This is a genomic window from Streptomyces coelicoflavus, from assembly GCF_003112555.1.
GTDB lineage: Bacteria > Actinomycetota > Actinomycetes > Streptomycetales > Streptomycetaceae > Streptomyces > Streptomyces coelicoflavus.
On record NZ_BEWB01000017.1, the window covers coordinates 36,901 to 50,078 of the forward strand.

The 13,178-nt window shown below is 70.1% G+C and carries 14 protein-coding genes; 4 read left to right on the plus strand and 10 right to left on the minus strand.

What is annotated here, in order from left to right:
• Positions 1-3 precede the first annotated feature (3 nt).
• The 6 genes from Sco07f_RS34070 to Sco07f_RS34095 form a co-directional block, all read right to left on the minus strand.
• Complete coding sequence (locus tag Sco07f_RS34070; protein ID WP_108990159.1) at positions 4-660, minus strand: hypothetical protein; 657 nt, start codon at positions 658-660, stop codon at positions 4-6.
• A complete protein-coding gene (locus tag Sco07f_RS34075; RefSeq protein ID WP_159107016.1) occupies positions 657-1,130 on the minus strand; it encodes a hypothetical protein in 474 nt (157 codons plus the stop codon). The genes Sco07f_RS34070 and Sco07f_RS34075 overlap by 4 nt, the downstream gene beginning before the upstream one ends.
• A gap of 182 nt (positions 1,131-1,312) precedes the next feature.
• On the minus strand, positions 1,313-1,660 hold the full coding sequence (locus tag Sco07f_RS34080; RefSeq protein ID WP_108990161.1) for a hypothetical protein: 348 nt from the start codon (positions 1,658-1,660) through the stop codon (positions 1,313-1,315).
• Positions 1,661-1,759: 99 nt separating this feature from the next.
• The gene (locus Sco07f_RS34085; RefSeq protein ID WP_108990162.1) at positions 1,760-3,055 is read right to left on the minus strand and encodes a putative T7SS-secreted protein; all 1,296 of its coding nucleotides are present in this window, start codon (positions 3,053-3,055) and stop codon (positions 1,760-1,762) included.
• 3 nt (positions 3,056-3,058) lie between these two features.
• Positions 3,059-3,373: a hypothetical protein gene (locus tag Sco07f_RS34090; RefSeq protein WP_108990163.1), complete on the minus strand. Its 315-nt coding sequence runs from the start codon at positions 3,371-3,373 to the stop codon at positions 3,059-3,061.
• A gap of 384 nt (positions 3,374-3,757) precedes the next feature.
• Positions 3,758-4,213: a GNAT family N-acetyltransferase gene (locus Sco07f_RS34095; RefSeq protein WP_108990164.1), complete on the minus strand. Its 456-nt coding sequence runs from the start codon at positions 4,211-4,213 to the stop codon at positions 3,758-3,760.
• Between the two features lie 311 nt (positions 4,214-4,524).
• Between Sco07f_RS34095 and Sco07f_RS34100 the strand changes: the two genes are divergently transcribed.
• Complete coding sequence (locus Sco07f_RS34100; protein WP_164384423.1) at positions 4,525-5,304, plus strand: response regulator transcription factor; 780 nt, start codon at positions 4,525-4,527, stop codon at positions 5,302-5,304.
• Here Sco07f_RS34100 and tamR read toward each other — a convergent pair.
• Positions 5,263-5,760 (minus strand): MarR family transcriptional regulator TamR, encoded by a 498-nt coding sequence (tamR, locus tag Sco07f_RS34105; RefSeq protein WP_007450665.1) that lies wholly within the window; start codon positions 5,758-5,760, stop codon positions 5,263-5,265. The genes Sco07f_RS34100 and tamR overlap by 42 nt on opposite strands.
• Positions 5,761-5,879: 119 nt before the next feature.
• Between tamR and Sco07f_RS34110 the strand changes: the two genes are divergently transcribed.
• On the plus strand, positions 5,880-6,710 hold the full coding sequence (locus tag Sco07f_RS34110; RefSeq protein WP_108990166.1) for a trans-aconitate 2-methyltransferase: 831 nt from the start codon (positions 5,880-5,882) through the stop codon (positions 6,708-6,710).
• Positions 6,707-7,084 (plus strand): VOC family protein, encoded by a 378-nt coding sequence (locus tag Sco07f_RS34115; RefSeq protein ID WP_108990167.1) that lies wholly within the window; start codon positions 6,707-6,709, stop codon positions 7,082-7,084. The genes Sco07f_RS34110 and Sco07f_RS34115 overlap by 4 nt, the downstream gene beginning before the upstream one ends.
• Positions 7,085-7,123: 39 nt before the next feature.
• On the opposite strand, the gene Sco07f_RS34120 is transcribed toward Sco07f_RS34115, so the two are convergent.
• The 3 genes from Sco07f_RS34120 to Sco07f_RS34130 form a co-directional block, all read right to left on the minus strand.
• Entirely contained in the window at positions 7,124-8,299 is a 1,176-nt protein-coding gene (locus Sco07f_RS34120; RefSeq protein WP_108990168.1) for a CaiB/BaiF CoA transferase family protein, read from the minus strand.
• A 77-nt stretch (positions 8,300-8,376) separates the two neighbouring features.
• Positions 8,377-9,054: a TetR/AcrR family transcriptional regulator gene (locus tag Sco07f_RS34125; protein ID WP_007450660.1), complete on the minus strand. Its 678-nt coding sequence runs from the start codon at positions 9,052-9,054 to the stop codon at positions 8,377-8,379.
• Positions 9,051-10,061 carry an acyl-CoA desaturase gene (locus Sco07f_RS34130; protein WP_007450658.1) on the minus strand — a complete coding sequence of 337 codons (1,011 nt, stop codon included), beginning with the start codon at positions 10,059-10,061 and terminating at the stop codon, positions 9,051-9,053. The genes Sco07f_RS34125 and Sco07f_RS34130 overlap by 4 nt, the downstream gene beginning before the upstream one ends.
• Positions 10,062-10,364: 303 nt before the next feature.
• On the opposite strand from Sco07f_RS34130, the gene ppc reads away from it, so the two are divergent.
• Positions 10,365-13,100, plus strand: coding sequence for a phosphoenolpyruvate carboxylase (gene ppc, locus Sco07f_RS34135; protein WP_108990169.1), 2,736 nt, complete (start codon positions 10,365-10,367; stop codon positions 13,098-13,100).
• The last annotated feature ends 78 nt before the right edge of the window (positions 13,101-13,178 follow it).

The window sequence follows — 13,178 nt, forward strand, 5'->3', positions numbered from 1 at the left end:
CCCTCAGCCGCCGGCCTTCCAGTCATCCGCTTCGTCGTCCGGGCTGATCCGGACGGTGCGGGCGAAGGCGTCGATGTCGTCGAGGGCTCGGAGGATCCGGCCGGCGTCGGGGTCGGCCAGGATGATCAGGACGTCGGCGGCTTCCGTACCCTTTTCGTAGCGCCAGGCGTAGCGGAGGCCGACATGCACCTCGTTGCTGTCTTCGTCCTGGTAGTAGCGCAGTACGCGCAGGCCGGTCCCCAGGTACGGGGAGTCGAAGTCCTCCACGACGGGCCGCTCGACGGTGTAGCTCGCATCGGCATGGGTCAGCTCACGCAGCGCCGTTTCCCTGTTCTCGCCCTCCTCGATCTCCACCAGGTCGACGTACGCCGGGAGGGGAATCTCCCTCGGGTGCGGGAGATGGAGGAAGACCTCGAAGCCCGGATAGGCCGCAGGGGCCCTGACGGCGAACATCAGGAGCATGCTGGTCAGCAGGTCGACCTCGCCGGGAGCCGGCTTCTCCGACGCGAAGTCCTCCCAGATCCCCTCGGCGAAGTAGCGGGCCCATGCCTCAGGTGTTCGTGCCTCCTCGACGCCCTCAAGTCCCGGTTCCGGCCACATGAGCGGGATGCGGATCCAAGGGGACAGGTCCATGGCGTGCTTGACGTTGAGCCAGCTCATTCGTCACTCCATCTGAACGTGCCGACCACCGCGTCGAACAACTCCACCAGGACGTCGGTGAATTCACTGTCGACATCACCGTCACCCGGCGTGGAGAAGTTGATGCTGATCCAGCGACCGGGATCGTCCGGCACAGGGATCACATAGTCGATCCGCCGAGTCGGCAGGGCGCCCTGCTGCTTCTCTTCGTCAAGGGCACAGCGGTAGGCCCGGCGGAGTGCGGGTGCCCCTGCCACGTCGACTGTTCCCGCCGTTCCGCCGGGGACGTCGTCATCGGCCAGCTGAGCGATCACTGCTTCGGGCGGAACCGTGTGGTCCCGGCGGATCGGCATCTCGGCGACGATGAAAGAGGCCATGAGGAAGATTCCTCCGCGCGGGAGCACCGGAAGGTAGAGGTCGAGGCCTCCGTTTCTTCTGGCCGCACGGGCCTGCTTCTCCAACTGGCGCCGCATGTCCAGCCGGAAGCGCATCGCGTCGTCCCGGGGAATTCCCTCCGGGACCCGCCCCATGTGAGAGAAGAGGACCTGCTCCAGCGCCTCCTTCGTGCCCTCGCGCAGGGGGATGCGGACCCAGCCGGGCGGCAGGACGAGCTCATAGCGGCCGGGAACGGCCGCTCCGACGGGCGGTGTGGACTGGTCCGGGCCGGCTGTACTCACGCGCGAGCCTGCTTCTTGAGCTGCCAGTCGGCCACGAGGATCGTCAGGCAGGAGAGCAACGGAATCACGGCCAGCAGGCTGTATCCGAGGGCTCCGATGACGTTCCAGACCAGGTAGAGCACGGCAACCAGCTTGATCGTCTGGGAGAAGTTGGCACCCAAGCGCGGGTTACGGATGAGTTCTCGGTACCTGAAAAACAGGACCAGCATCAGTACGGGTGCGATCATCATCGGCCATGCCACGTAGCCGTAGGTGAGCCAGGTCATTCCGCCGTACTCGCTGCCGATATCCTGGAAGGCGAAACAGAGAATCGGTGCCAGTGTGTATGCGGCAAGGAACTTCATGGCCCGTGATTCTTGTGGGCTGTTTGCTGGAATTGTTGCCACTGGCTTAACTCCCTGAAATTGCTCTCTGAACGTTGGTGAAATTGGGTCCAGCAGTGGTCACCAGCGGCTCCCGACTTCACGGGTCAGGACATCTTTGGCGTTGCCGTACTGTTCCCCGTAAGGTCCCTTTTCCCCAAGTTTGTCGCCCACGTCGACCAAGGTAGCAGCCGCATAGTTCAGCTTGAACTGCATTGCGGCCTTCTTCATCTCGTCGGCCGCCCTCACCACATTGGGGTCCGAACCGAACTCGGCGCGCATGGCCTTGGCGAACTTGCTCGCGCTCACGACCTCCCTGTCGCCGCCCAGCAGGCGGTCCAGTCGAGTCGTCCCGGGCCGTGTCTCCCTCGACCCGGCCCGGCGCAGCGCATTCTTCGCGCGCACGGCCTTCGCCCCGCGGGCCGAGTCCGTGCCGTAGCGCATGATGTTCCTGTCGAGCAGCTTGCGCAGATTCGCGTACCGCTGGAACCGCCCCGCCCTGCTCGCGGACTTGAGGGTTGCCGCTGCGGCCTTCACCCCCTTCATCGCGACGCTGCCGAATCCCAGCGTCGCCAGCGCGAAGGCGTCCATGGCGACGTCCGCCCAGTTCCCGTCGCCGGACAGGGCAAGCATGGTGTGTCCCACGCCGACGAGCGCCGTGAGGCTGATGGTGGTCACCGTAATGAGGGTCGCCAGCCATCCGACGGGCGTGAAGAGGAGAGCGATGCCCCCGATGACGGTCGCCGCCCAGCTCAGGATCTCAACGACGCTCTTGATCGTGTCCGCGTGCTCGTGGACCCAATCCTTGAAGTTCTCCCATCGGCTGTCCTTGATGATGTCGGAGATGTCGCGGCCGATATTCTCCGCATGATGCCGGGCGCGGGAGTCGCGCTCGGAGACGACCTCGTTCAGCTGTTTCTGGTACGGCACCAGGTGGCTGCTGGGGTCGGATTCCTCCGGAGCCTCCTTGTCGCCGTCCCTCTTGGCCTCGGCTTCCGTCTTCCTCACCTCGGCAGCGTGTTCTTCGTCGGCCCGCTTCGCGGCCCGGAGGACGCCGTCGGCCCGCTCCTGGAAGTCCTCCAGCTCGTTGGCCCATTTGCCGAGGTCGCCGACCACGCGTTCGTAGCGGGCCGCCGTCTCGCGGAAGTGCTTCTCGAGGTCGCCGGAATCTTCCCGGATCTTGTCGGCGTACTTTCCCTGTAGCGCGTCGCCGTCGGAGGCCTTGCGCAGGATGGCGGCCTGGTCGCGCAGGGTCGAGGCGAGGTTCTTCATCCGGGTGACCTCGTCGCGGATGTCCGCCGGGTCGCCGGGGACCGGGTCCTTCTCGGTCAGCGGGTGCCAGTCGACCGGGCGGCGCCGTCCCTTGCCTGTACCCATCGGTTATTTGCTCCCGCTTTTTGCGCGCTTTTTCTCGTTCGCGTTCTTGAGATCGAGGTCCAGCTTCTCGAATGTCCTGTGCGCGGTCTCGACCTGTTCACCCAAGGTCTTGACTTTCTCCAGGAGTTCGCGCCGATAGTTGTCCCAGTTGTTGACGAAATCGTCCATCTTGCCGGCGATGGTGTCGTGCCCCCAGATGTCATGGATGTCGGCGCGATGTTCTTCGATTCCGTCGAGGGCCTTCTTGATGCTGTTCAGATTCTTCTTCGAAGATTCCAGAAGCATGTAGTCGGCTACCAGGCGGTCGTGCTGCCCCACAGGCACCTCCGTTTGATCAGGGGGTCGACGGACGAGTTGCCTTGGACCGGTCGCCGCCGCGGGCGGACGGTGCCGGGGCCGCGACTGCGGTCGGTGCGGCGGCTGCCGGCGGTGCGGGGTGGCGATTCACGGGTGTCTCCCGGAGGGGCGAGGCGCTTTTAGCGTGCCAACGCTAGCGATGGGCCTGGAGTGACGGCAGTGAGGTTTACGTCGAGCCCTATTCGTCAACCGCGCGAAGCGGACGGAACCCAAAGGGGGTAGCGCGTTCCGGGAGGGGCATGGGCCCGACGTCCGTCCTTCCGTACCGGGCATCCTGGCCGTGTGCTTTATGCGCGGCAGATTCGCGGTCGGCCCAACGGCTGTGAGCCGCTGCACTCGACCGGCTCACCCCAGCCGCTTCACCAGCGTGTACTCCGTGATCCCCGGCGGGTAGTCGGGGATCACGCACACCACGTCGTAGCCGCGCCCCGTGTAGAAGTCCGGTGCCTGGAAGTCCCAGGTCTCCACGCGGGCGGCGGCGCAGCCGCGTTCGGTGCGGGCGGTGCGTTCCGCCTCGTCGAGAAGGGCCGAGCCCAGGCCCGCGCCCCTGTGCCGGCCGTCCACCCACAGGTAGGTCACGTGGAGCCAGGCCGCCCAGGTGTGACCGACCAGGCCGCCCGCCAGAGCGCCGGTGTCGTCCAGCACCCACACGTGCAGCGGGAATTCGCGTTCGTGAGGGGTTCCGCGCAGGGAGCGCAGGACGGAGGAGGCCGCTGTGTTCGTCTCCCGCAGGCGGGTGCGCAGCAGATTGCGCCGTTCCTTGTCGACTTCTGTCACAAGACGAAACATGCGGCTCACCATAAACGCGCCGGGGAGTCAGTTCTGCAAATAGCCTTCCGCTCCCGGCGCCCGCCCGTACTCTGATGAGCAGCACCGGTGGGGGCCGGTGCCGTTCAGGGGGCGAGACAGCCGGGTACGACGCCCGGGGCGGGGGTAGCGGTTACTGCACGGCGGCGGCCGTGCGGCTGCGGCGACCCGTCCCGGAGTACCGAGCACAACAGCACAGCTGGATGCGGGGCCCTGGGCGTCGTACCCGTGCCGGTGCCGTCATCCGAGGACGGACAGACGATGGGTATCCCCTGCTCCGTGCGGAGCTCGGGGGAGGGGGTTTCGTGGTTCGTATCCGAGTCCTGGTCGTCGACGACCATCGCATCTTCGCCGAGTCGCTCGCCGCCGCACTGGCCGCCGAGCCGGACGTCGACGTCTCCGCGGCCGGCAGTGGTCCGGCCGCACTGCGCTGCCTGGAACGGGCCGCGTCCGAGGGGCGGCGGTTCGACGTGCTGCTCGTCGACGCCGATCTGGGCGGCCACGTGCCCGGCACCCGGCCCGCCGTGCCCGTGCGGGACGGCAACGAGGACGGGCTGGTCGACGGGATCTCGTTGGTCGCCGGGGTGCGGTCGGGGCAGCCGGGCGTACGGATCGTCGTCCTCGCCGAGAAGGACGATCCCCGGCGGGCCGCCCTCGCGCTGGGGGCCGGAGCCTCGGGGTGGGTGGCGAAGGACTGTTCGCTGTCGCGGCTGCTCAGTGTGATCCGGGGTGTGCTGCGGGACGAGACGCATCTGCCGCCCGCGCTGCTCACGGGCGTCCTGCGCGAGCTGACCGCCGCCCGCAAGCACCGCACCGAGAGCGAGATGCTGGTGGAGTCGCTGACCCCGCGCGAGCGCGAGGTGCTGCGCTGCATGGTCGCCGGGCTGGGGCGCAAGGCGGTCGCGGAGCGGCTGTATCTGTCCCCGCACACGGTGCGCACCCACATGCAGAACGTGTTGGGCAAGCTGGGCGTCCACTCCACCCTGGCCGCGGTCGCGCTGGCCCGCAGGGCCGGGGTGGGGCCGGCCGATCTGGACCGGCCCTCAGCCGGGGATGTTGTCGAACGGGGCGGTCAGCTGGCGTAGCAGGGCCGCCAGTTCGCTGCGCTGGGCGCGGGACAGCTCGCCCAGGATCGCCCGCTCCTGGGCCAGCAGGCCCGCCAGTGACTGGTCGGCGCGGTCCCGTCCCTCGTCCGTGAGGCGGACCAGGACCCCGCGCCGGTCGCTGGGGTCGGGCAGGCGCTCCACCAGGCCCTTCTTCGCGAGGCGGTCGATGCGGTTGGTCATCGTGCCGGAGGTGACCAGGGTCTGGGTGAGGAGCTGGCCCGGGGAGAGCTGGTACGGGGTGCCCGCGCGGCGCAGCGCGGTGAGCACGTCGAACTCCCACGGCTCCAGTTGGTGTTCGGAGAACGCCAGCCGCCGTGCGCGGTCCAGGTGCCGGGCCAGCCTGCTGACGCGGCTCAGCACCTCGAGCGGTTCCACGTCGAGGTCCGGGCGCTCCCGGCGCCACGCTGCGACCAGCCGATCGACCTCGTCCTCCATGACGATCAGTGTAGTGGTTGTGTCGACGTGAAGTCTCTTGATGTCAACTGTCTTGGCATCGAGATACAATGGTGGTGACGCTGGGTACCCGTCCCGCACGGACACCCTCTGGAGGCTCCATGCCCGCCACCGCCCCCACCTGGGACCCCGCCCAGTACCTGCGCCACGCCGGCCACCGCGCCCGCCCCTTCACCGACCTCCTCGCCCGGATACCCGACCTCCCCGCCGACCCGCCCCGCATCGCCGACCTCGGCTGCGGCCCCGGCAACGCCACCGTCCTCCTCGCCGACCGCTGGCCCACCGCCCGCATCACCGGCTACGACAACTCACCCCGCATGCTCGAACGCGCCCGCGAGTACGCCGGCCCCACCCCCGGCGGCGGCCACCTCGACTTCGCTCCCGCCGACGCCCGCACCTGGACCCCCGACGAGCCCTGCGACCTCCTCGTCAGCAACGCCACCCTCCAGTGGGTCCCCGGCCACGCCGACCGCTTCGGCGACTGGATCGACCGCCTCGCCCCCGGCGGCACCCTCGCCCTCCAGGTGCCCGGCAACTTCGACGCCCCCAGCCACCGCCTGATGCGCGAACTCGCCGGCTCCCGGCGCTGGCGGGACCGGCTCACCGGCGTCCTGCGCCACGACGACGCCGTCCTCACCCCCGAGGCCTACCTCGCCCGCCTCACCGCCACCGGCTGCACCGCCGACGTGTGGGAGACCACGTACGTCCACCTGCTGCCCGGCGACGACGCCGTCCTCGACTGGGTCAAGGGGACGGGACTGCGGCCCGTACTGGACGCCCTCGCCGACGACCCGGCGGCCCGCGACGCGTTCGTCGACGAATACCGGGCCGTCCTGCGCGCCGCCTACCCCGCCCAGGCGCACGGCACCCCGTTCCCCTTCCGCCGCGTCTTCGCCGTCGCACGGAAGGAACCCGGGGGAGACAGGCGATGATCACCGGCCTCGACCACGTGCAGCTCGCCGCACCACCCGGCGCCGAGGGGCGGCTGCGCGCCTTCTACGCCGGGGTCCTCGGTATGACCGAGACTCCCAAGCCGCCCGCGCTCGCCGCCCGCGGCGGCTGCTGGTTCGAGGCGGGCACCATCCGGCTCCACCTCGGAGTCGAGACGACCGGCTTCCGCCCCGCCCGCAAGGCCCACCCCGGGCTGCGGGTCACCGGGATCGACGCGTACGCCACCCGCCTGGAGGCCCACGGCACGCCCGTCACCTGGGACGACGACCTGCCCGGCCACCGTCGCTTCCACTGCGCCGATCCGGTCGGCAACCGCCTGGAGTTCCTGGAGCCGGACGGCCACGCCCGGCCGTGAGCCCCGCCCGGCCCCGGCCCCTCCGACCCCCGCCCCGGCTCACACCACGCCGTCCGCGACGAGTGCGTCGACGGCCTCCTCCGACAGTCCGAGACCGCCGAGGACGGCGCGGGTGTGCTCGCCCAGCGCCGGGACCGCCTCCATGCGGGGTGCCTCGCCGGTCGGGCCGGGCGGCGCCGTCGCCGGGACGGGGCCGGCCGGTGTGGGCACCTCGTGCAGGCGTCCGCGCGCGGCCAGCTGAGGGTGGTCCCACACCTCGGCGAGCGTGTTCACGCGGGCGTTGGCCACCGGCACCGCGTCCAGCAACTCGATCGCCTCGGCCGCGGTCAGCTCCGCGAACCGCGCCGCGATCAGCTCGCCCAGCGTGTTCCTGTGGGTGTCGCGGTCCGCGTTGGTGGCGTAGTCCGGGTGATCGGCCAGCTCCGGACGGCCCAGGAAGCGCGCGCAGAAGCCGTGCCACTCGCGCTCGTTCTGCACCGCCGTCATCACGACCTTCCCGTCGCCCGCCGTGAACGGGCCGTACGGGTAGATCGTCGCGTGCGCCGCCCCAGCCCGCGGCGGCGGCTCGGCCCCTCCGAAGGAGTAGTACAGCGGGAAGCCCAGCCACTCCACGGTGGCCTCCAGCATCGACACGTCCAGGTGCGTGCCCCGTCCCGTCCGGCCGCGTTCGAGCAGGGCGCCGAGGACCGAGCTGTACGCGTACATCCCGGCGGCGATGTCCGACACCGGGATGCCCGCCTTCGCCATGCCGTCCGGCGTACCCGTGACCGACAGCAGCCCCGCCTCGGACTGCACCAGCAGGTCGTACGCCTTGCGGTCCGCGTAGGGACCAGGTGCGCCGTAGCCGGAGATGTCGCACACGATCAGCGCCGGATGCGCCGCCCGCAGCTCCTCGGCGCCCAGCCCGGCCCGGGCCGCGGCGCCCGGCGCCAGGTTCTGCAGGAAGACGTCGGCGTCCGCGATCAGCCGGCGCAGCAGCTCCAGGCCCCGCGGGTCCTTGAAGTCCAGGGTGAGGGACTCCTTGTTGCGGTTGGCCCAGACGAAGTGCGAGCTCAGACCCCGCACCCGGGTGTCGTACGCCCGGGCGAAGTCCCCCGTCCCCGGGCGCTCCACCTTGATCACCCGCGCGCCGAGGTCGGCGAGCTGACGGCTGGCGTAGGGAGCGGCGATCGCCTGCTCCAGCGAGACGACGGTGACTCCGCGCAGCGGTTGCATGCCCTCAGCTCTCAGCTCTCAGCTCTCGGCCTTCAGCTCTCGGCCCTCAGCAGCTCTCGGCCCTCGGCTCTCGGCCTTCAGCTCTTCCGGTGCCCTATCAGCCGCGGCTTCGGTTCCAGGCCGTCCAGGCCGTGCCACGCCAGGTTCACCAGGTGCGCCGCCACCTCCGCCTTCTTCGGGCGGCGCACGTCCAGCCACCACTGGCCGGTCAGCGCCACCATGCCCACCAGTGCCTGCGCGTACAGCGGGGCCAGCTTGGCGTCGAAGCCGCGGCTCTTGAACTCCCGGCCCAGGATGTCCTCCACCTGGGTGGCGATGTCCGAGATGAGGGACGCGAACGAACCCGTCGACTGCGGGATGGGGGAGTCGCGGACCAGGATGCGGAAGCCGTCCGTGTACTCCTCGATGTAGTCCAGCAGCGCGAAGGCGGCCTGCTCGCACAGCTCCCGCGGATGGCCCGCGGTCAGCGAGCCGGTCACCATGTCGAGCAGCCGCCGCATCTCGCGGTCCACGACGACCGCGTACAGCCCCTCCTTGCCGCCGAAGTGCTCGTACACCACCGGCTTGGACACCCCGGCCTTCGCCGCGATCTCCTCCACCGACGTGCCCTCGAAACCCTTCGCCGCGAAGAGGGTGCGGCCGATCTCCAGCAGCTGCTGGCGGCGCTCGGCACCGGTCATCCGGGTGCGACGTGCCCGCCGCGGCTTCTCGTTGCTCGGGGTGCTGCTGGAGTCGGTCGCCACGGCGTCAATCATGCCGCCTTCGCCGTCTCCTTCCGGCGGCGGGCGCCGTCTTGATCCGTGTTGCGGCGCGAATCGATACGCGAGCGTGACGGCCAGCGCACGTCGTACGCCCACCCCAGCTGCTCGAACCAGCGGATCAGCCGGGCGGAGGAGTCCAGCTGCCCGCGCATCACGCCGTGCCGCGCGGAGGTCGGGTCCGCGTGGTGCAGGTTGTGCCAGGACTCACCGCAGGACAGCACCGCCAGCCACCACACGTTGCCCGAACGGTCCCGGGACTTGAAGGGGCGCTTGCCCACGGCGTGGCAGATCGAGTTGATCGACCAGGTCACATGGTGCAACAACGCCACCCGCACGAGTGAACCCCAGAAGAACCCGGTGAACGCCCCCCACCAGGACATCGTGACCAGCCCGCCGATCAGCGCCGGCAGCGCCAGGGACACCACCGTCCACAGGATGAACTGGCGGGAGATCGCCCGCAGCGCCGGGTCCTTGATCAGGTCCGGGGCGTACTTGTCCTGCGGCGTCTGCTCCTCGTCGAACATCCATGCGATGTGCGCCCACCACAGGCCCTTCATCAGGGCCGGCACCGTCTCGCCGTACCGCCACGGCGAATGCGGGTCGCCCTCGTCGTCGGAGAACTTGTGGTGCTTGCGGTGGTCCGCCACCCAGCGCACCAGCGGCCCCTCGACCGCCATCGACCCCGCGATCGCCAGCGCGATCTTCAACGGCCGCTTCGCCTTGAACGAACCATGGGTGAAGTGGCGGTGGAAGCCGATCGTGATGCCGTGACAGCCCAGGAAGTAGAAGAAGACCAGCAGCCCCAGGTCCAGCCAGCTCACCCCCCACCCCCACGCCAGCGGCACCGCCGCCACCAGCGCCAGGAACGGAAGGGTGATGAACAGCAGCAGCGTGATCTGCTCGATCGAGCGCTTCTGTTCACCGCCCAGCGTGGCGGAGTACGCCCCGCCGCCGTCGGCCGGCTGCGGAGCGTCTGGGATCACATCGGAACTCGAGGTCATGCGCGTCCCCTATGGGGTCGAGGGTGGGGTCGGGGTGTGTCGCCGGTGCCGGCTCCGGGAACCATGCACGGGTTTCCTACGGTTCCGTAACCTACGGCGACGTAAGTATGGCAGTGCGTGGCCGCGCGGCAAGAGCCCCAGAGCCTGCGCGTCCTGGCCGACACCTATCCTGGAAGCCGGTCGGACAGCGCGGTCCGCTCTGATTACTTCCCGGACGTCCGGCCCGGTAAGCGGCGCCCGCCGCGCGAGACGGCCGTCCGGGTTCCCTCCAGACCAGCTTCAACACTGCAAGGAGCCGCACCTGTGAGCAGTGCCGACGACCAGACCACCACGACGACCAGCAGCGAGCTGCGCGCCGACATCCGCCGACTGGGTGATCTCCTCGGAGAGACGCTGGTCCGGCAGGAGGGCCCCGAGCTGCTGGAACTCGTCGAGAAGGTACGCCGACTCACCCGCGAGGACGGCGAGGCCGCCGCCGAACTGCTGCGCGGCACCGAACTGGAGACCGCCGCCAAGCTCGTCCGCGCCTTCTCCACCTACTTCCACCTCGCCAACGTCACCGAACAGGTCCACCGCGGCCGCGAGCTGGGCGCCAAGCGCGCCGCCGAGGGCGGACTCCTCGCCCGTACGGCCGACCGGCTGAAGGACGCCGACCCCGAGCACCTGCGCGAGACCGTCCGCCACCTCAACGTGCGCCCCGTCTTCACCGCGCACCCCACCGAGGCCGCCCGCCGCTCCGTCCTCAACAAGCTGCGCCGCATCGCCGCCCTCCTGGACACCCCGGTCAACGAGTCCGACCGGCGCCGCCTCGACACCCGCCTCGCCGAGAACATCGACCTGGTGTGGCAGACCGACGAACTGCGCGTGGTCCGTCCCGAGCCCGCCGACGAGGCCCGCAACGCCATCTACTACCTCGACGAACTCCACGCCGGCGCCGTCGGCGACGTCCTGGAGGACCTGACCGCCGAGCTGGAGCGCGCCGGAGTCAAGCTCCCCGACGACACCCGCCCCCTCACCTTCGGCACCTGGATCGGCGGCGACCGCGACGGCAACCCCAACGTCACCCCCCAGGTGACCTGGGACGTCCTCATCCTCCAGCACGAACACGGCATCAACGACGCCCTGGAGATGATCGACGAACTGCGCGGCTTCCTCTCCAACTCCATTCGCTACGCCGGTGCGACCGAGGAACTGCTGTCCTCCCTCCAGACCGACCTGGAACGGCTCCCGGAGATCAGCCCCCGCTACAAGCGCCTCAACGCCGAGGAGCCCTACCGGCTCAAGGCCACCTGCATCCGCCAGAAGCTGGAGAACACCAAGCAGCGGCTCGCCAAGGGCATCCCCCACGAGGACGGCCGCGACTACCTCGGCACCGCCCAGCTCATCGACGACCTGCGCATCGTCCAGACCTCGCTGCGCGAGCACCGCGGCGGCCTCTTCGCCGACGGCCGCCTCGCCCGCACCATCCGCACCCTGGCCGCCTTCGGCCTCCAGCTCGCCACCATGGACGTCCGCGAACACGCCGACGCCCACCACCACGCCCTCGGCCAGCTCTTCGACCGGCTCGGCGAGGAGTCCTGGCGCTACGCCGACATGCCCCGCGACTACCGCACCAAGCTCCTCGCCAAGGAGCTGCGCTCCCGCAGGCCGCTCGCCCCCAGCCCGGCCCCCGTCGACGCGCCCGGCGAGAAGACCCTCGGCGTCTTCCAGACCGTCCGCCGCGCCCTGGAGGTCTTCGGGCCCGAGGTCATCGAGTCCTACATCATCTCCATGTGCCAGGGCGCCGACGACGTCTTCGCCGCGGCGGTGCTGGCCCGCGAGGCCGGACTGATCGACCTGCACGCCGGCTGGGCCAAGATCGGCATCGTGCCGCTCCTGGAGACCACCGACGAGCTCAAGGCCGCCGACACCATCCTCGAGGACCTGCTCGCCGACCCCTCCTACCGGCGCCTGGTAGCCCTGCGCGGCGACGTCCAGGAGGTCATGCTCGGCTACTCCGACTCCTCCAAGTTCGGCGGCATCACCACCAGCCAGTGGGAGATCCACCGCGCCCAGCGCCGCCTGCGCGACGTCGCCCACCGCTACGGCGTACGGCTGCGCCTCTTCCACGGCCGCGGCGGCACCGTCGGCCGCGGCGGCGGCCCCACCCACGACGCGATCCTCGCCCAGCCCTGGGGCACCCTGGAGGGCGAGATCAAGGTCACCGAGCAGGGCGAGGTCATCTCCGACAAGTACCTCATCCCGGCCCTCGCCCGGGAGAACCTGGAGCTGACCGTCGCGGCCACCCTCCAGGCCTCCGCCCTGCACACCGCGCCCCGCCAGTCCGACGAGGCCCTGGCCCGCTGGGACGCCGCGATGGACGTCGTCTCCGACGCCGCCCACACCGCCTACCGGCACCTGGTCGAGGACCCCGACCTGCCGACCTACTTCCTGGCCTCCACCCCGGTCGACCAGCTCGCCGACCTGCACCTGGGCTCGCGGCCCTCCCGCCGCCCCGGCTCCGGCGTCTCGCTCGACGGACTGCGCGCCATCCCGTGGGTGTTCGGCTGGACCCAGTCACGGCAGATCGTCCCCGGCTGGTACGGCGTCGGCTCCGGCCTCAAGGCCCTGCGCGAGGCCGGCCTGGACACCGTCCTGGACGAGATGCACCAGCAGTGGCACTTCTTCCGCAACTTCATCTCCAACGTCGAGATGACCCTCGCCAAGACCGACCTGCGCATCGCTCAGCACTACGTCGACACCCTCGTCCCGGACGAGCTCAAGCACGTCTTCGACACCATCAAGGCCGAACACGAGCTCACCGTCGCCGAGGTCCTGCGCGTCACCGGCGAGAGCGAACTGCTGGACGCCGACCCGGTCCTCAAGCAGACCTTCACCATCCGCGACGCCTACCTCGACCCCATCTCCTACCTCCAGGTCGCCCTCCTCGGCCGCCAGCGCGAGGCCGTCGCCGCCAACGAGGAACCGGACCCGCTGCTCTCCCGGGCCCTCCTCCTCACGGTCAACGGCGTGGCAGCGGGCCTCCGCAACACGGGCTGACGCAACCCGCCCCCCAGCTGCGGGCAGTCGTGCCGCTGGGGCGGCACGGGTGGGCGCAGGCGGCACCCCGCCAGCGCC